We start from the raw sequence: 17589 nt of genomic DNA, 5'->3' as shown, positions 1-17589 counted from the left end.
CTCATCGATTTTGCTCGGGGTTCCATTGCGCATAACGCTGACCGCGCAGGAACTGCCACAGACCCATGCTCATTCCGGCGAGGGTCACCAGGAGGAACGCGGCGAGGCGAAAGGGTTTGGGCAAGCGGTGTTGCGAGTCGAGCAAACCGGCGATGGCCGCCGAGTACCCGAGCAGTTGCGCGATCAGGCTCAGGCGATAGAAACCGTGGTCGTTCCACAGCCAGAAGTTGCTCAGCAGCAGCGGCAGCAACAGGATCGGCGCCAGGCGGCGGATCAATTTGTGGCTGATCAAGGCAATCGCATACAGGCCATGCTTGAGCGGATTGAGCAGTTCGCGGCGCTGGGCCAGGCTCTGCAAACCGCCCACGGTGACCCGCTGGCGCCGACGAAATTGTTTGTCGGCCTCATCGACGCCGGTGTCGATCACCCGGGCTTCGGGCACGTAGATGATCCGCTTGAACGCCACCGGCGCGCAGGTGCTGATAAAGAAGTCGTCGTTGACCTCCGCTGGCACGTTCTGGAACAACTCGCGGCGCAGGGCGAGCAGGGCGCCGTCGGCGGACACCATGCAACCGGTGCGGTTTTCCACGTAGCGCAGCCAGCCTTCGTAGTGCCGATACAGACTGTCGCCGATGCTCAGGCCTTTGCCGGTCACCGGGATCAGCATGTGCCCGGCGCAGGCACCCACCTGAGGGTCGGCCAACGGTGCGAGCAAATGGCCCAAGGTGTCGTGGGACCATTGGTTGTCGGCGTCGGTGAACACCAGGATCTCACCAGTGCTCAGCGCCGCACCGGCATTGAGGGTCGCGGCCTTGCCCTGACGGGGCAGGTCGAGCACGGTGATGCGCGGATCGACGACCTTGCGCGCGCAGGCCACGGTGTCGTCGGTGGAACCGTCGCTGGCGAGGATTATTTGCAGCGAGCGCGCCTGATAATCCTGGGCCAGCACGGTGCGCAGTTTTTCTTCGATGTGCCGCGCCTCGTTGTGCGCGGCAATGACGATGCTCACGTCCATCGGTGCCGCCGGGCCGTGGCGGCGCGCGGCGAAGAACGGCGCGAGCAAGGTCAGCAGCAACGGGTAACCGACGTAGGCGTAGACCGGCAGCAACAGGCACAACCAGAAAATGAACTCAGCCACGGGCGGGCCTCCTGGCATTCCAATGACACAGACTGAGAATGAACGCGGCACCGGCCAGGTGCAGGCGTACCCAATGCAGGCCCCACAGTTGCACGGTCAGGCACGGGTTTCGGTGCTTGGCGGTCTGGCGCACGCTCAGTACCAGCGCTGGAGCAGTGGTCAGCAGCACCATGATCAACGCATGGTGAGGAAAACCATCCAGCAGCGCAGATATCGCCAGAAAGTCCAGCAGCCAGGCACCCAGCGACAGCAGCGGAAAGCGCAGCAGACGCAGGCTCATGCCATGGGTGCGCAGCAATTGCAGATGGCTGCCCTGGCGCCACATTTCCTTGCCCATCCACTCGCGCCAGTTCATTTCGTAGCCCCAGTGCAGGGCGACGTTTTCGTTGATCGACATCAGCCGCGCGCCGTTGGCAGACAGGCGCAAGGTGAAGTCCTTGTCCTCACCCGTGCGCAGGGTTTCGTTGAAACCGCCGACCTTGTCGAACCATGAGCGGCGCATCAGCAGGTTGGCGCTGGGCAGCCAGTCCACCGACTGCACGGTGTGGCGCGAGGGACGCAGGGTGCGCCGTTGCCAGGCGGTGGCATACCAGGGCGCTTGCGCCGGGGTGTGCAAGTCCAGGCCAAACACGTCGGCGACACCGGCTGCTTCCAGTTTCAGCAAATGGGTGAGCCAGTCTTCGGGCATTTCGATGTCGGCATCGATGAAGGCCAGCCATTCGCCCGTGGCGGCCGCGGTGCCGCGGTTGCGCAGGGCGCCGATCAGCACGCCGGGCACGACCAGCACTTGTGCACCGGACTGCCTGGCAATCTCCGGGCCCTGATCCTGTGAGCCGTTGTCGACCACGATCAACTCGCATTCCAGGCCGGCAACATTGGCGGCGCGTTGCGCTGCCAGCAGGGTCCGGGCGATGTGCCGGGCTTCGTTGTACATCGGGATGACGATACTGATGCGGCTCATGCCTTGGCCTCCAGGACTGGACTTTCTTCGGCTTTCAGACGCAGGACGCTGGTCAGGGCGAGCATGATCCACACGTACTTCTGGTTCGGTGCACTGAGGAACATCAAGAACAGCGTCAACGACAGAAAGCTCATGCCCAGGTGCGTCATCAGGTCGGCCTGCTGCCAGTTGCGGCGCTGCATCCAGGCTCGACGGGCGCGCATCAGGTTGTACAAGCCGAGGCCGAGCATGCCGACGAAGAACAGGCCGGCGGGAATCCCCAGTTCACTGAAGATCTCCAGATAGGTGTTGTGAGCGCGGCGGTACAGGTCGCCGACTTTGCGGTTGGCGGAAAACGCTTTGGCGTAACCGGTGGTGGCGTAGTGCAGCGGGAAGGTCCCGGGGCCGGTACCCAGCAATGGGTTTTCGCGGATCATCTGGCTGCCGACGACGATGTACGAAGCCCGGCGACCGAGGGATTCGTCCTGCGCCTTGGCGCCGGAACTGAGGATGCTCAAGGACTGGATGCGTGCCACATAACCCGCCGGCATCGCATAGATGGCCAACGGAATCACGATGGCCAGCCCGACCATGGCAAAACCCAGGTGACGCGGGCGAATGCGTGTCAGGTGCGAGCGGTAGTGCCAGGCGCCAATGACCAGGCTGAGAAACAACACCACCAGGCCCGAACGGGACTCGGTCTTGGTCATGCCGCCCAGCAGCAGGATAAAACAGCCCAGCCAGAACAGGCGATGCAACAGGTTCGGGCTGCGGATCACCAGCAGCAGCGCCAGCGGCACGGCAAATGCGATCAGCATGGCAAAGGCGTTCGGGTCTTCCAGCAGGCCGGCGGCGCGACCCTGGTCCTGGTACTTGCTGGAAAACATCGCCAGCGCGCAGGTGAGGGTGACGCTGAGGGTGACCAGTCGGGCGAACAGGTCCAGGTTCATTTCACGGCCGATCAACAGCGTGATCACAAACAGGATCAGCCCCACGCTCATTTCCCGCAGATGCCCCAGCGACATGCCCAGGTCATCGGTGTTCAGCATGCTCAGCAGATAAAGCACCATGAAACCGATCAGCAAGCGCCAGATGTTGCTGCGCAAACGTTCCGATGGAATCTGGTGCAAGACCAGTTGCAGCATCAGGATCAGCGCCAGAGACGCGCCGATCATCTTGGTGCCGGACAGCGCGCTGTCCTTGAAGAACCCTTCGAGCGGCACCAGCGCCGCAATGCCCAACAGGCCCCAGGCGGGCTTGCGGAACAGCACGGCGACGCCCACCAGGCCCAACACCGCTCCCGGCGCCAGAAAGGGATAAGGGCTGGCCAGCAATGCGAGGCAGACCAGACCGAGAAAACTGACGATCGAGAGCGGAAAAATCACGCGCGTGCCTCCCGTGCAGTACGGATATAAAGCTGCGACCAGCGTTCGGCCAGGGCCTTGAGGTCGTAGCGATCCAGTTGTGTGCGTCGTGCGTTGTCGACCAGCTTGTGCGCCAGCGCCGGGTCACGTAGCAGGGTGTCAATCTGCCGGGCGAGGGCGGCGCTGTCGGCGGGTGTGGCCAGCAGGCCGTTGTGCCGATCCTCCAGCACATCGGGAATCCCGCCGACGCCAAAAGCCACCACCGGCACCCCGGCCTGCATGGCTTCGAGCAGAATCATCGGCGTGCCCTCGGTGCGCGAGCTGATCACCAGCGCATCGAGTTGCCGCCACCACACACGCATGTCGGTCTGATACCCCGGCAGCGTGATGCGCTCCTGCAAACCGGCCTCATTGATTCGTGCCAACAGGCTGTCCCGTTCCGGGCCGTCGCCGAGCATCACGGCGTCCAGTTGCGGGTGTTGCTGACACAGCGCAATCAATGCGTCGAGAAACAGGTCCGGGCCTTTTTCGCTGCTCAGCCGGCCGACGTAACCGGCCAGCCAGCGTGGCCGTTGCGCGTTGTGCGGTTGCAGATCGTGGGTGGCCGGCAGGCCGTTGGGGATCACTTGCAGCTTCTGCGCACTGACGCTGGCCTGACGGTGCAGCGCGGCAATGCTTTCGGCGACACAGACCACGCGATTGACCGACGCGGTCCGGCACAGTTGCAGGCTCAGCCAGGTGTAGAACTTCTGCTTGCGACTGCGCGGAGTGAAGCCGTGCTGCGTGATCACCAGCGGCAGGCGCAACACAGTCGCGCCCACCCAGCCAAACAGCAAACCCTTGAAGTTGTGCGTGTTGATCAGCGGCCGCTCGGCCCGTCGCTCACGCAAATGCGCAAGCAACGCCCCCAGCCCGGTGCAACCGCGACAGTCGACCCCCGCCTCGCGAAACCGTGCGAGCAACTCGTACGGTGCATCGAGAAACAGCACCTGATGTTGCCCCGGCGTCGCCAGGCAGTGGTCGAGCAACATCCGCTCGGCCCCATAGAAGCCGCCACTGCTGAGCAAATGAATGATCGGCAGTGATGGGCTGCTGTGCCCGGTCGACAGGGGCGCGTTCAATTGCGCACCCAATGGACGAAGCTCGGCACGCTCCAGTTCTTGTGCGGGTTGCCCGGCTCGGCGTTTTGATCGTTGATCACCAACAGCACCGGCAGACCCAGTTCATGGGTGATTTGCGCTGGATGCTTGAAGCGATGATCGAAGAACTCACGCACGTAGACGAAGGCAATCGCCAACAACAGACCGGTGAACAAGCCGAACGGAATGATCAACAGCGGTTTGGGGAACGCCGCCTCGGTCGGTTCGAACGGCGGGCTGAGTACCCGGGCGTTGGACAAGTCATTGTCCAGCGAACGGGCGGTGCTGCTTTCGGCAAAGCGCTGGGCGTAGGTGGAGAAGGCCGCGTGCAGGGCGTCGATCTCGGTGTCCACCTGGCGCAGCTTGCTCTGGGTTTCCTGCAACTGGTGGATGCGGTTCTTGAACTCGGCAATGCGCGCGGTTTTCTGGTCGATCACCGAGCTGACAATCGCCAGGTCATTGGTGCGTTCCTGAATCCGGTTGCTGACCACTTTGAGGAACTGCTGGCGGGTGCGGGCGATTTGCTCGCGGGTCAGCAGCATCGGCTCACTGCCGGGCTGGAAGATCGCCAGATCGTTCATGTAGCGACTGACCTGGGCGGTCAGCGCCTCACCCATTTGTTTGATCTCGCGGTCTTCGAATGCCACGTTGTCGACGGTGGTGGTGAAGGTGTAGGGGAAGGTGTAGTCGTTGAGTTTGGAGTCCTTGGCGGCGGCCAGGCTGGTTTTCAGATAGTCGAGCCAGCGTTGGCTTTGCAGCAGGCGATCACGGTACAGGTTGAGCGCTTGCTCCTCGGTATTGATCGCGTTCAGGCGAAAGGTAATTTCTTCCTTGGGATCGGACGCACCGATAGCGCCCAGCAAATCCTGGCGGTTGCCTTCCAGGCCATCGAGACGCACCTGATATTGGGTTTTCTTGGTTTCGTAGAAGCTCTGCGGCAGGTCGATCGATTGCAGCGCCTGACGGCTGACCAGGTAGTTTTGCAGCAGCGACGCGACAAACCTGGTGCCCTGGGCCGGGTCGGGAAAGCTGTAGATGATCGAGATCACGTTGGAGCCCGGCAGGGTTTCGATCGTCAGGCTGTCGATGGCTTCTTGCGTCAGGGCGTCGAGCGCGGTGTCGCGCACCGGATCGGTTTCCATCCCCAGCGCCGATTTCACCGGGTTGATTACGTGCTCACGCAGTGGCGTGCTGACGTAGTTCTTGAACGGTTGCGCCAGCAGTTTATTGAACAGGCCAGGGGGCGGGGTGTACTCGCCCTTGTCGCGCAATTCGCTGATGGTCTGCCGGATCAGGGCCGGGGAGCGCAGGATATTGCTCTCGGTTTCCATGTCGGCCAGTGATGGTGGAATGAAGGTTGCGTTTTCCTGATTCAGCGACGTGGTGGCGTCACCCTGGGAGAGTTTTTTCGACTGCACGATCACCTGTGCGGTGATATCGAAGCTCTGCTTGAGCATCAGCGGCAGTACCAGTGCGATCACTGCAAAGACCAGGAACACGCGCTTCACCAATTGTTTGTTGGCGAAGAAGATCCTGAAGAACTCGTGCAGGTAGTTTTCCTTTGGATTCATGTCGGGTCACCTGAGAGTAAGTTAGTCGTCACTGTCTTTGTTATCGACGCGGTAGCCGAAGCTGAAACCCACACCCTGGAACAACACCACATCCGCCAGTTGCCGTGCGAGCTCACCGGCGCTGGCCAGTTTGGTCTTGGGCACGTAGAGCATGTCGTCCGGTTGCAGGTAGGCGATCTGCGAGGCATCGCCGGCCAGGGCTTTTTCCACGTCGTAACGACGGGCTTGGACCTGATTGCCGTTGCGGCGCATGATCACCACCGAATCCAGGCGCGCCTTGACGTTGGAGCCACGGGCCAGGGTCAGCGCTTCGAGCACCGAGACCGGACGGCGGATCGGGTAGGAACCCGGCTGGCCGACTTCACCGAGCACGTAGATTTCGTTACCGGCGGTGGACTTGAGCAGCACGTCGACGGTCATCCGCCCCGGCAGCTGTGCGTACTTTTTATTGAGGAAGGCTTCCAGCTGATTGACCGTCATGCCTTGCAGCGGCACGGCGCCGATCTCCGGGAAACTGGCGTAGCCGTCGGTGCCCACGGTGATCTCCCGGCTCATGCCGGTGGCCGGGTGGTTCAGCGCGTTTTTGAGGTTCTGCTCGTTGGTCAGCGGACTGATGATCTGCACGGTCAGCTGATTACGGTTGGGCTGGAACAACTGCTTGCGCTGATAGGCTCGCTGGATTTCCTCGCGCGCTTGTTCACTGGTCAGCCCGGCGATTTTCACCGAGGTGTTGGCGCCCGGCAGTTCGATGGTGCCGTCGGGCAGCACCAACTGGTTGCCGTTGAGCTGGCTGGCAGCGGTGAAGTTCAGGCCGATCTGGTCACCGGACTGCACGCGGTAGGCATCCGAGCCACTGGTGCTGATGTGGAAGATCACGTCCAGCACATCCTGCGGGCGCAAGGTCTGTTCGATCTTGGGCATGTCAGTGGCCTGGGCGTTGGCCGGTGAGGCCGTGAGGATATTCACCGGCATGTTCTGGGTTTCCGAAGTGCTGGTGCAACCTGCAAGCGGCAGCAACAGCAGGACAAGCAATTTGGCGTTCATGGCGTCATCCTTTTTGCGAGGGCTTACAGGTTTTTGTAGAGCCACTTGGGCATGTAGTACTTGCGCCGGTTGAACACGCTGCCGACCAGTTTCGCGCCGGCCTGGGTCAGGCGTTGAACCGCCGCCTGCGCCACTTCCCAACGCGTGTCTTCAGAGCGCACGACCATGATCACGCCGTCCACCTGAGTGCTGATGACCAGCGTGTCGGCGGCCGAATACACCGCGTCACCGTCGATCACCACGAAGCGGTACTGACTGCCGAGCTGATCGAGCAACGGGCTCAGGCGCTCCGGTGTCAGGTGTTCAGTGCCCCGCGAAAAACGCCCGAACGGCAGGACGTGGAAGGGCAGGCTCGACACGTTGACCACACAGTCCTGCAACAGCGGCGGGCTCTGCTCGTTGAAGAGCAGGTCGCGAAAACCGCGTTCCTTGCCGAGCCCCAGTTGTTGGGTAAGGTTGGTCGAGGACTGGCTGGCATCGACCAGCAGCACCTGGCCGCTGCTCATTTGCGCCAGTTGGCTGGCCAGCGCCAGGGCGCTGGTGGTGGTGCCCGCGCCGGGGTTGGCCGCGGTCAGAAACAGGATGCGCAGATCCTGATCCAACACGGCCGACGTCAGGTTGGACTCGCTCGGGTTAGCGATGCTGAGGCTTTTTGCAGTTGAACCGTCCATTAGCTTGCTCCGTGGCCGCTGAATACTTTGAAGGGGGTTTTCAACAGGATCTTCAGATCAAGCAGCAGGCTCTGCTCGGCGATATAGCTGAGGTCCAACTCAACGCGCTGGTCGAAGTCGATATTGCTGCGCCCGGAGATCTGCCAGAGACCGGTCATGCCGGGGTAGATGCTCAGGCGCGCGAGATGATTGTCCTTGTAGCGATAGGCGTTGAACGACGTTGGCCGTGGGCCTACCAGTCGCATGTCGCCCGTCACCACATTGATCAGGTTGGGCAGTTCGTCGAGGCTGGTGCGCCGCAGGAAACCACCGATGCCGGTGATCCGCGGGTCCTTGTCGATCTTGAAGTCGATCGCGTCCTTCCCGTGTTTGTTCAAATGCCGCAGCGACTCCTTGAGCTCCTCGGCGTTGGCCACCATGGTGCGGAACTTGTACATGCCGAACATCCGGCCGCGATAGCCGGTGCGTTTCTGCACGAACATCACCGGGCCCGGGCTGGTGAGCCTGATGGCCAGTGCCAACACCAGCAGGACTGGCGAGATCAGCAGCAAAATCACCAGTGCGCCGAAGCAGGCAAACACCCGGTTGGTGCGCGACAACGTCCATGGCCGGCCACCGTCACGGCCTGTCACCCAGCCGCGTCCCTGCATATGAATGGCGGCGTCGAGGCGCATTCGGTGTTCGGGATCCAGGCGCTTGTCACGGCGCAGGTGTTGGATGGGTACACCTTGTTCATGTCCAGTCATTGAGCAGTCCTCCGCTGGAATTCAGCCGCGAGCGGCGCTTGGGCGATAGGCAGTGGGTAGTAATCACGAAACCAGGCGATGAACCGCCCGAGTCCTTCATCCAGCTCGATACGGGGCTGGAAACCGGTGGCGCGGGCCAGATCGCTGGCGTCGGCGCAGGTGTTCAAGACATCGCCGGGTTGCAGTGGCAGCAACTCGACCCGGGCTTTTTGCCCCAGGTGTTTTTCCAGCAAGGCCAGGTAATCCTTGAGCGCTACCGGGTGCTGGCCGCCGATGTTGTAGATCCGCCATGGCGCCATGCTGCTGGCCGGGTCCGGTTGTTCGCGGTCCCAGTCGGCGTTGGCTTGCGGCGCGCGGTCGATCAGCCGGGCGATGCTTTCGATGATGTCGTCGATGTAGGTGAAGTCGCGCTGATGCTCGCCGTAGTTGAACAGCTTCAACGGTTGCCCTTGGGCAATCGCCCGGGCGAACTGGATCGGCGACATGTCCGGCCGGCCCCAGGGGCCGTACACGGTGAAAAAGCGCAGGCCGGTGCAGGGAGTGCCGAACAGATGGCTGTAACTGTGGGCCATCAGTTCGTTGGCTTTCTTGGTCGCGGCGTACAACGATAGCGGGTGGTTGACGCCGTCTTGTACCGAATACGGGGTGTGCTGGTTGGCGCCGTACACTGAGCTGGACGAGGCGTAGATCAAATGCTTGACCGGGTGCCGGCGGCAGCTTTCGAGAATGTTCAGGAAACCGTTCAGATTGCTGTCGAGGTAGGCCCGGGGATTGTCCAGGGAGTAGCGCACGCCGGCCTGGGCCGCGAGGTGAATCACCACGTCGGGTTGTTCCTGGGCAAACAGTGTCTCGATGGCCGGAGCATCGGCCAGGTCAACCGTTGAGAGCTGGAAAGGGCCGACCTGCTCCCGCACCCATTGCACACGGTCGTGCTTGAGTTGCGGGTCGTAGTAGTCGTTGAAGTTATCCAGTCCGAATACCTGATGCCCGTCGCGCAACAGCCGCAACACACAGTGGGCACCAATGAATCCGGCGGCTCCGGTCACGAGAATCTTCATGGGCGCGGCGCCTCGGGCACGACGTGACGCAAACCGATGCCGCTGTAATGCAGGCCCGCCGCCGCAACGTGTTCGGGGTTGTACAGATTGCGCCCGTCGATGATCACCCGCGAACGCAGCTTGCTCGCCAGCAGGTCGAAGTCGACCACACGGAAATTTTTCCACTCGGTGCAGATCACCAGCGCATCGGCATCTTCCAGGGTGTCGTCGCGGGTGGCGCACAGGTGCAGGTCGTTGCGATAGCCATAAATGCGTCGGCATTCGGACATGGCTTCCGGGTCATAGGCCTGAACGCTGGCGCCTTCGGCCCACAAGGCATCCATCAAATAGCGGCTGGGTGCCTCGCGCATGTCATCGGTGTTGGGCTTGAACGCCAGGCCCCAGATCGCAATGGACTTGCCGGCCAGCCCTTGGGGAAACTGCGCCTTGAGTTTGCTGAACAGGATGTGGCGCTGGCTGTCGTTGACGTCGGTAACGCTACGCAACAGACGCAACGGCATGCCGTTGTGTTCGGCAGTGTGCAGCAGGGCGCGCAGATCCTTGGGGAAGCATGAGCCGCCGAAGCCGCAACCGGGATAGATGAAGTGATAACCGATGCGTGGGTCCGAACCGATGCCTTTGCGCACCGCTTCGATGTCGGCCCCGAGCAATTCAGTCAGGTTGGCCAGTTCGTTCATGAAACTGATGCGAGTGGCGAGCATCGCGTTGGCCGCGTACTTGGTCAGCTCGGCACTGCGGTTGTCCATGAACATGAGTTTTTCATGGTTGCGGCAGAAGGGTGCGTACAGCTCGCTCATCTGGCTGCGGGCGTCGTCATCGTCGGTGCCGACGATGATCCGGTCCGGACGCATGCAATCGGCCAGGGCACTGCCTTCCTTGAGAAACTCGGGGTTGGACACCACCCGCACCTTGAGCGCGCCCTTGTCCCTGCGTTGCAGTTCCTTGAGGGCGGTGGCGGCGACCTGGTCGGCGGTCCCGACCGGCACCGTGGACTTGATGATCAGGGTGCGATCGGCCTCCATGTAGCTGGCGATCTGCCGCGCCACATTCAGCACGTGGGTGAGGTCGGCGGAACCGTCTTCATCGGCGGGTGTGCCGACGGCGATGAAGATCAACTCGGCGTGCTCGACCGCGTCACTGGCCTGGGTGGAGAACAGCAACCGTCCTGCCTTGATGTTTTCTTCCAGCGTGCCGGAAAGTCCCGGTTCACTAATCGGTGGAACGGCTTGTTGTAGTTGCTTGATCTTATTGGGATCAATGTCGACACATAAGACACGATGTCCGACATCGGCCAGTGCCGCTGCTTGTATCAGGCCAACATAGCCCGTACCAAATACGCTCACGTCCATATTGGCGTGCCTCGTAAGTTCGCTGGAAAGATCAGAAATGAGACTGTCAAAAGGGGTATAGCCCAGCCTTGGCAAACCGTGTCAGCAAAATGACATGTTAAAAGAGTAAGACACCCCCGCTTTTGGGGGGCCAATTGCCATCAAAGGCTTGCCGCAGTTGGGTTTACGTTGAATTTGAGCGGGTGGAACATTTTTCGGGAATGCGATAAACGGTCGTAAGGCTTGAATTACAAGGCTTGTAGGCACTTGAGTGTGTCAGATTTGAGACGTTTTTTTTTTGACGCTTTTGTCTCTTTTACGTCATTGCTTGCGCTTTGATGGCCCGGTGCTAGTGTCAAAAAATGGCCGACTACTTATTGACCGTCATTGTGAACGAGTATTGGAAAACTAATGATTGGATATCTCAAAGACATATTCATAGCTGTCTATTTTATTACCCATTACGACTATTACTTTGGGCGTATCAGCGCGATCGGAATCAGCTATCCATTAGTTTTATTTGCGGGAATGTTCGTCGTATTGACAGTAGCGCTGTTCATGTCGGCTTATATTCGCCAAACATTTATTCGGCATTTCTTCGCCCTCGGCATATTTGGCTCGGCGGTGTTCTTCGATGTGTATTCGCGGGTTACTGCCGATTACCTGACCTACAGCAGCTTTGTTTCGCTGGTGTATTCCGGTGGTTTTATCCAGGAGGCGCTCATCCAGTACCGCGATGCGATCATCTGGGGGGTGCTGGGTGGTTTGCCGCTGCTGTTCGGTATTGGCTTGAAGCCGCGTCGACGCCTGCCTCTGCCGGGAGCGCTGCTGGTGGCAGCACCGGTGCTGGGTGTGCTGCTGCTCAGTGCGGTGCTGTTCGTGCGCGCGGGCGAGGGCGCCCGTGGCCTGCCCCAGATGTACACGCCGCTGGCCTATCTGAACCTGTTCGCCTATGAATCCCTGCACAACACCGTCGGCCCGCGTGAACCGGTAGGTCTGGCGCGCGTCGACAAAGCGGTGAGCCACGACATTGTGCTGATCATCGACGAGAGCATCTCCGGCAACTACCTGGACATCAACGCGCCGTTCGGCGTGCACAGCAACCTCAAGGCGCCGCGCCCCGGGGTCGACATCTTCAACTATGGCTACGCGGCGTCCATCGCCAATTGCAGCGCCGACACCAATATCACCTTGCGTTATGGCGGAACCCGCGCCGATTACATGCGCATCAACAGCACGATGCCGTCGATCTGGCAGTACGCGAAGAAGGCCGGGTTGCGCACGGTCTACATCGATGCCCAGCGCACCGGCGGCAATCTGCAGAACCTGATGAGCGACACCGAGAAAAGGGACATCGACGAGTTCGTGCAATTCGACCAGACCAGCGTGCGCGAGCGTGACATGGCCGCAGCGGCGAAACTGATCGAACTGCTAAACGACGACAAGGCGCAGCTGGTGGTGATGAACAAGGTCGGCGCGCATTTTCCGGTGCACGACAAGTACCCGGATGCGTTCATGGCCTACCGCCCGACACTGCCTCGCGGGCAGTTCGTCGAGGTGGCCGATACCGGCGAGCGCGATGGTTTCAATGGCCAGCCCGATGACTGGGAGCTGTATCGCAATGCCTACAAAAACACCTTGCTGTGGAACGTCGGGGAATTTTTCTCGCGGGTATTCGCCCAGGCCAACTTGAACAACGCGTTGCTGATCTACACCTCCGACCACGGTCAGGACTTGCATGAGCGAGGCAACCCCGGCCTGAACACCCATTGCGGTGGCGACCCGGTGGAAGAAGAAGGCCTGGTGCCCCTGGTGGTGATCCAGGGCAGCGGTTTGAAAACCCTTGATTGGCAAGCGCAACTGGCCGACAACAAGGATCGCTCCAGCCACTACAACATTTTCCCGACCTTGTTGCAGCTGATGGGCTACGACCTGGCGGGAGTGGAGGCGGTGTATGGCAAGCCGCTAAACGTGGCCACCGGCGATGAATTCACCTTCAACTACCGGTTCAATGCGCGGCTGGGGGCCAAGCCTGAGTGGAAGTTTATCGATCTGAACAGCATTGTGACGCCAACCGAGGCGCCAGCCAGTGTGGCGGCGGGGCAGTGAGGTTTTGAGCGGTTGGGCTGGCCTCATCGCGGGCAAGCCCGCAGGGATCTGAAGTGGACACAAATTTTGTGCACACCGCCGAACACTGTAGGAGCGGGCTTGCCCGCGATGAGGCCAGTCCAGTCAACGCACTTTGCCCGCGATGACAGGGCGGCGTTGGGTCGCGGCGGTTATCGCCAACGGACAAAAAACATCCAGGCCCGCTATCCTTGGCCCACGCTCATCGAACGGGTCTTTCCATGCTTGAAGTCCAGGGTGTCTTTAAAAGTTACGCCACGCCGCAAGGGCCGTTGCCGGTGCTGCAAGGCGTCGACCTGACGCTCAAGCCCGGCAGCAGCCTGGCGCTGATGGGCGAGTCGGGCAGTGGCAAGAGCACCTTGCTGCACCTGATCGCCGGGCTGGACAAGGTCGATCGCGGCAGTATCCGCAGTGGCGAGCATCGGCTTGAGCTGATGAACGAAGGGCAACTGGCGAGCTGGCGGCGCACCGAGATCGGCCTGGTGTTCCAGCAGTTCAACCTGATCGGCAGCCTGCGGGTGGAGGACAACCTGGCTTTCCAGGCACGGCTTGCCGGTCGTCATGATCCACGCTGGCAGGCGCATCTGGTACAGCGTTTGGGGCTTGGCGATTTGCTCAAACGCTATCCGGAACAACTCTCTGGCGGTCAGCAGCAGCGGGTTGCACTGGGGCGAGCGCTGGCCTCGCAGCCGAAACTGTTGCTGGCCGACGAGCCCACCGGCAGCCTCGATGAAACCACCAGCGCCGAGGTGTTGAGGTTATTGCTGGAGTTGCTCGATGACAGTGCCACGACGTTGTTGATGGTCACCCACAGCCCCGGCGTGGCGGCGCAGCTGGCCGAAAAAGTGGTGCTGCACGGTGGTCGCCTGGCCGCTGTGGACGGTCGCTGAGGTGCGCATCTTCGGTGAAACCCTGCGGGCGCTGCTCAGCCACTGGCGGCAACACCCGGTGCAGTTTTTCAGTGTACTGACCGGGTTGTGGCTGGCCACCAGTCTGTTGACCGGTGTGCAAGCCTTGAACAGTCAGGCGCGAGAAAGCTATGCGCGCGCCAGTCAGTTGATTGGCGGCGAACCTCAGGCCAGCGTCAGTGCTATCGCTGGCGGCACGTTCCCCCAGCAATGGTTTGTCGACCTGCGCCGCGCCGGTTGGCCGGTGTCGCCGGTGTTGCAAGGACGACTGACGCTCAAAGGCCATGAAGATCAGCGACTGCAACTGATGGGCATCGAACCGGTGTCGCTGCCGAGCGGTTCGCCAGTGGCGGGGCAGGCGTTGGCGATCGAACAGGTTGTCGAATTTTTTACACCACCGGGCAGTGCCTGGATTTCGCCATCGACCTTGCAGTCGTTGGGCCTGCGCGAAGGTGATCGGCCGTTGAGCGCCAACGGGCGGCCATTGCCGCCACTGCGTGTTCAAACCGATATGGCCCCCGGGGTGTTACTGGTGGACATCGGTTTCGCCCAACAGATTCTCGGCTTGCCGGACCAGCTGTCGCGCCTGCTGCTGCCCACGGATTTCACCGCGCCGCTACCTGACGCGTTCAAGGGGCAACTGCAATACAAAAGCAGTGCTGAAGAAAACAACCTGGCGCGCCTGACCGAGAGCTTTCATCTGAATCTCAATGCATTGGGGTTTCTGTCGTTCGTGGTCGGGCTGTTTATCGTCCATGCCGCGATTGGGCTTGCGCTGGAACAACGCCGTGGTTTGCTGCGGACAATGCGCGCCTGCGGGGTCAGCGCGCGGATGTTGATCGCTTGCCTCGCGGTTGAACTGGGTGGGCTGGCCTTGATCGGCGGCGTCGCCGGGGTGGTCAGTGGTTATTTGCTGGCCGGCGTGCTGCTGCCGGATGTCGCCGCCAGCCTTCGCGGCCTGTACGGCGCGGAAGTGGCGGGGCAGTTGAACCTCAGTCCGCTGTGGTGGCTCGCAGGTATCGGCTTGAGCCTGTTCGGCGCTTTGCTCGCCGGGGCCAGCAGTTTATGGCGGGCGTCGCGTTTGCCATTGCTGGCCCTGGCCGATCCGCAGGCGTGGCATCAGGCGCACGCCCGCTGGTTGCGGCGCCAGGGTTGGGTGGCGACGCTGGCCTTGGGCATCGCCGGGCTGGCGCTGATCTTCGGTGACAGCCTGATCAGTGGGTTTGTGTTGATGGCGACACTGTTGATCGGCGCCGCACTGGCGTTGCCCGTGGTGCTCAATGTGCTGCTCAACTTGTTGCTGCAACGCAGTCGCTCGGTGCTCGGCCAGTGGTTTCTCGCCGACTGTCGCCAACAGTTACCCGCCCTGAGCCTGGCGTTGATGGCGTTGTTGTTGGCGTTGGCCGCGAACATCGGCGCCGGCAGCATGACCGCCGGTTTTCGCCAGACCTTCAGCGACTGGCTCGAACAACGGCTGACCGCCGAGCTCTACCTCAATCCGCAAAACCCGACCCAGGCCCGTGAGCTGCACAGCTGGCTCGCGCAGCAGCCGCAGCTCACGGCGGTGTTGCCCAACTGGCAGGTGTCGATTCAATTGCAAGGCTGGCCGGCGGATGTGTTCGGGGTGATCAATCATCCGACCTATCGTCAGCACTGGCCGCTGCTGGAAGCCTTGGGTGACAAACCGTGGGAGCAGCTCGCGACGGACGATGCGGTGATGCTCAGCGAACAGCTGGCCCGGCGTTTGAAAGTTGGCTTGGGCGATCATCTGTCGATCTCGACCCCTGGCGGTCCGTGGTCGCCGCGCATCGTCGGGATCTATGCCGATTACGGCAATCCCAAGGGCCACGTGCTGGTCAACATCAACCATCTGCTGCGCGGTTGGCCGCAATTGACGCCCAACCGGTTCAATCTGCGCATCGAGCCGGCGTTGATTGCGCCGTTCCTGCAAACGCTGCAAGCGCGTTTCGACCTGGAAGACAGTCGCATTGTCGATCAGGCACGGCTCAAGGGTTGGTCCACGCAAGTCTTCGAGCGCACGTTCGCCGCCACCGCCGCGCTCAACAGCCTGACCCTGTGCGTAGCCGGCGTGGCGTTGTTCATCAGCCTGCTGACCCAAAGCCAGAGCCGCCTCGGACAACTGGCGCCGTTATGGGCGCTGGGGGTGACGCGACGGCAATTGATGCTGCTCAACCTTGGGCAAACCTGGTTGCTGGCGGTGCTGACACTGGTGCTGGCGCTGCCGCTGGGCATTGCGCTGGCCTGGTGCCTCGACACGGTGATCAACGTCCAGGCGTTCGGCTGGCGCTTGCCTTTGCGGGTGTTCCCCCTGCAATTGCTGCAGCTGATGGGGCTGGCATTGATGGCGACGTTGCTGGCGTCGGCATGGCCGCTTTACGCGTTGTATCGCACGCAGCCGGCGGACTTGCTGAGGACCTTTGCCCATGAGGATTAAGCTCGCCGTGTGCCTATTGGCGTTGTGGTTGAGCGGCTGCGATCAACCGGCGCCAACGGAAAAAGGCTTTGCGGGGCTGGGCAACCAGGCGGCCGCGTTCACGCCGGTGGTGCCGGACCGGGTGTTCAGCTTCCCGACGGATCATGGCCCCCACGACGGTTTTCGCATCGAGTGGTGGTACGTCACCGCCAACCTCAAGGACGCACAGGGTCACGAATTCGGCGTGCAGTGGACGTTGTTCCGCAGCGCCTTGAAAGCCACGCCCGAGGTGGCGGGGTGGGAGAACCAGACGATCTGGCTCGGGCATGCGGCCGTCACTTCGGCGACGGTGCATCACGCGGCCGAGCGTTATGCCCGGGGGGGCGTTGGTCAGGCAGGTGTCAGCGTGGCGCCGTTCAATGCGTGGATCGACGACTGGGCTTTCAGCAGCCAGGCCTCTTCTGATAATCCGTTGGCTGACCTGCAGCTCAGCGCCCGCGACACATCCTTCAGCTACCAGTTGCGGCTGACCTCGACACGACCGTTGGTGCTGCAAGGCGACAAGGGCTTCAGCCAGAAATCCGAGCAGGGCCAGGCGTCGTATTACTACAGCCAACCGTTTTTCCAGGCCAGCGGTACCCTGGAGATCGACGGCCAGCACTATCAGGTCAGCGGCCCGGCATGGTTGGACCGTGAATGGAGCAGCCAGCCCCTGACCGCTAACCAGACCGGTTGGGACTGGTTTTCCCTGCACCTGGACAGTGGCGAACAGGTGATGCTCTATCGCATGCGGCACAAGGACGGTGAGCCTTATCTGACCGGGACATGGATCGATGCTCAAGGCCAGACCCAGAGGCTCGGGGCCGGCGACATCCGCCTCGTCCCGCAGGACACCGCTACCGTGGCGGGCCGCAAGATGCCGGTGCGCTGGTCGATCCAGATCCCCGGCAAACACCTCGACATCGTCATCAACGCCCTCAACCCCAATGCCTGGATGGATTTGCGCATTCCTTACTGGGAAGGCCCGGTGCGCTTGAGCGGCAGCCACGGGGGGCAGGGCTATCTGGAGATGACCGGGTATTGAGTCGGAACTCTCGGCAGCGCGCGGGCCTCCTAAATCA

14 protein-coding genes are annotated in these 17589 nt (G+C 61.6%); 4 read left to right on the top strand and 10 right to left on the bottom strand.

What is annotated here, in order from left to right:
* Position 1: 1 nt before the first annotated feature.
* From KHO07_RS17185 to KHO07_RS17140, 10 genes are read right to left on the bottom strand one after another with little or no spacing between them, the layout of a single operon-like run.
* Complete coding sequence (locus tag KHO07_RS17185) at positions 2–1138, bottom strand: glycosyltransferase family 2 protein (protein ID WP_150733531.1); 1137 nt, start codon at positions 1136–1138, stop codon at positions 2–4.
* Positions 1131–2099 (bottom strand): glycosyltransferase, encoded by a 969-nt coding sequence (locus KHO07_RS17180; protein ID WP_212624991.1) that lies wholly within the window; start codon positions 2097–2099, stop codon positions 1131–1133. The genes KHO07_RS17185 and KHO07_RS17180 overlap by 8 nt, the downstream gene beginning before the upstream one ends.
* The gene (locus tag KHO07_RS17175; RefSeq protein ID WP_212624990.1) at positions 2096–3463 is read right to left on the bottom strand and encodes an O-antigen ligase family protein; all 1368 of its coding nucleotides are present in this window, start codon (positions 3461–3463) and stop codon (positions 2096–2098) included. Before KHO07_RS17175 ends, KHO07_RS17180 begins: the two co-directional genes overlap by 4 nt.
* Positions 3460–4563, bottom strand: coding sequence for a glycosyltransferase family 4 protein (locus tag KHO07_RS17170; protein WP_212624989.1), 1104 nt, complete (start codon positions 4561–4563; stop codon positions 3460–3462). Before KHO07_RS17170 ends, KHO07_RS17175 begins: the two co-directional genes overlap by 4 nt.
* Complete coding sequence (locus tag KHO07_RS17165) at positions 4560–6152, bottom strand: Wzz/FepE/Etk N-terminal domain-containing protein (protein ID WP_150733535.1); 1593 nt, start codon at positions 6150–6152, stop codon at positions 4560–4562. Before KHO07_RS17165 ends, KHO07_RS17170 begins: the two co-directional genes overlap by 4 nt.
* 21 nt (positions 6153–6173) lie before the next feature.
* On the bottom strand, positions 6174–7196 hold the full coding sequence (locus KHO07_RS17160) for a polysaccharide biosynthesis/export family protein (RefSeq protein ID WP_212624988.1): 1023 nt from the start codon (positions 7194–7196) through the stop codon (positions 6174–6176).
* A 23-nt stretch (positions 7197–7219) separates the two neighbouring features.
* Positions 7220–7867 carry a CpsD/CapB family tyrosine-protein kinase gene (locus KHO07_RS17155; protein ID WP_150733537.1) on the bottom strand — a complete coding sequence of 216 codons (648 nt, stop codon included), beginning with the start codon at positions 7865–7867 and terminating at the stop codon, positions 7220–7222.
* Positions 7867–8613 carry a sugar transferase gene (locus tag KHO07_RS17150; protein ID WP_212624987.1) on the bottom strand — a complete coding sequence of 249 codons (747 nt, stop codon included), beginning with the start codon at positions 8611–8613 and terminating at the stop codon, positions 7867–7869. The genes KHO07_RS17155 and KHO07_RS17150 overlap by 1 nt, the downstream gene beginning before the upstream one ends.
* Positions 8610–9671 carry an NAD-dependent epimerase gene (locus tag KHO07_RS17145; RefSeq protein WP_212624986.1) on the bottom strand — a complete coding sequence of 354 codons (1062 nt, stop codon included), beginning with the start codon at positions 9669–9671 and terminating at the stop codon, positions 8610–8612. Before KHO07_RS17145 ends, KHO07_RS17150 begins: the two co-directional genes overlap by 4 nt.
* The gene (locus KHO07_RS17140) at positions 9668–11020 is read right to left on the bottom strand and encodes a UDP-glucose/GDP-mannose dehydrogenase family protein (RefSeq protein ID WP_075945732.1); all 1353 of its coding nucleotides are present in this window, start codon (positions 11018–11020) and stop codon (positions 9668–9670) included. The genes KHO07_RS17145 and KHO07_RS17140 overlap by 4 nt, the downstream gene beginning before the upstream one ends.
* 390 nt (positions 11021–11410) lie before the next feature.
* On the opposite strand from KHO07_RS17140, the gene KHO07_RS17135 reads away from it, so the two are divergent.
* The 4 genes from KHO07_RS17135 to KHO07_RS17120 all read left to right on the top strand — a co-directional run bounded on the left by KHO07_RS17135 (position 11411) and on the right by KHO07_RS17120 (position 17552).
* Positions 11411–13108, top strand: coding sequence for a sulfatase-like hydrolase/transferase (locus tag KHO07_RS17135; protein ID WP_212624985.1), 1698 nt, complete (start codon positions 11411–11413; stop codon positions 13106–13108).
* A gap of 239 nt (positions 13109–13347) precedes the next feature.
* Positions 13348–14016 (top strand): ABC transporter ATP-binding protein, encoded by a 669-nt coding sequence (locus KHO07_RS17130; RefSeq protein WP_212624984.1) that lies wholly within the window; start codon positions 13348–13350, stop codon positions 14014–14016.
* Position 14017: 1 nt separating this feature from the next.
* Positions 14018–16489 (top strand): FtsX-like permease family protein, encoded by a 2472-nt coding sequence (locus KHO07_RS17125; RefSeq protein WP_212627651.1) that lies wholly within the window; start codon positions 14018–14020, stop codon positions 16487–16489.
* Complete coding sequence (locus tag KHO07_RS17120) at positions 16479–17552, top strand: lipocalin-like domain-containing protein (RefSeq protein WP_212624983.1); 1074 nt, start codon at positions 16479–16481, stop codon at positions 17550–17552. The genes KHO07_RS17125 and KHO07_RS17120 overlap by 11 nt, the downstream gene beginning before the upstream one ends.
* Positions 17553–17589: the final 37 nt, after the last annotated feature.

The organism is Pseudomonas sp. PP3 (genome assembly GCF_905336995.1).
In the GTDB taxonomy this organism is placed as follows: domain Bacteria; phylum Pseudomonadota; class Gammaproteobacteria; order Pseudomonadales; family Pseudomonadaceae; genus Aquipseudomonas; species Aquipseudomonas reinekei.
The sequence above is the reverse complement of the archived record's forward strand: the minus strand, read 5'-3'. Positions and strand labels throughout refer to the sequence as shown.

Coding starts and splice junctions, on each gene's coding strand:
- KHO07_RS17180 (WP_212624991.1), bottom strand. CDS start 2,099: ATGAGCCGCATCAGTATCGTCATCCCGATGTACAACGAAGCCCGGCAC.
- KHO07_RS17165 (WP_150733535.1), bottom strand. CDS start 6,152: ATGAATCCAAAGGAAAACTACCTGCACGAGTTCTTCAGGATCTTCTTC.
- KHO07_RS17160 (WP_212624988.1), bottom strand. CDS start 7,196: ATGAACGCCAAATTGCTTGTCCTGCTGTTGCTGCCGCTTGCAGGTTGC.
- KHO07_RS17155 (WP_150733537.1), bottom strand. CDS start 7,867: ATGGACGGTTCAACTGCAAAAAGCCTCAGCATCGCTAACCCGAGCGAG.
- KHO07_RS17150 (WP_212624987.1), bottom strand. CDS start 8,613: ATGACTGGACATGAACAAGGTGTACCCATCCAACACCTGCGCCGTGAC.
- KHO07_RS17145 (WP_212624986.1), bottom strand. CDS start 9,671: ATGAAGATTCTCGTGACCGGAGCCGCCGGATTCATTGGTGCCCACTGT.
- KHO07_RS17140 (WP_075945732.1), bottom strand. CDS start 11,020: ATGGACGTGAGCGTATTTGGTACGGGCTATGTTGGCCTGATACAAGCA.
- KHO07_RS17135 (WP_212624985.1), top strand. CDS start 11,411: ATGATTGGATATCTCAAAGACATATTCATAGCTGTCTATTTTATTACC.
- KHO07_RS17130 (WP_212624984.1), top strand. CDS start 13,348: ATGCTTGAAGTCCAGGGTGTCTTTAAAAGTTACGCCACGCCGCAAGGG.
- KHO07_RS17120 (WP_212624983.1), top strand. CDS start 16,479: ATGAGGATTAAGCTCGCCGTGTGCCTATTGGCGTTGTGGTTGAGCGGC.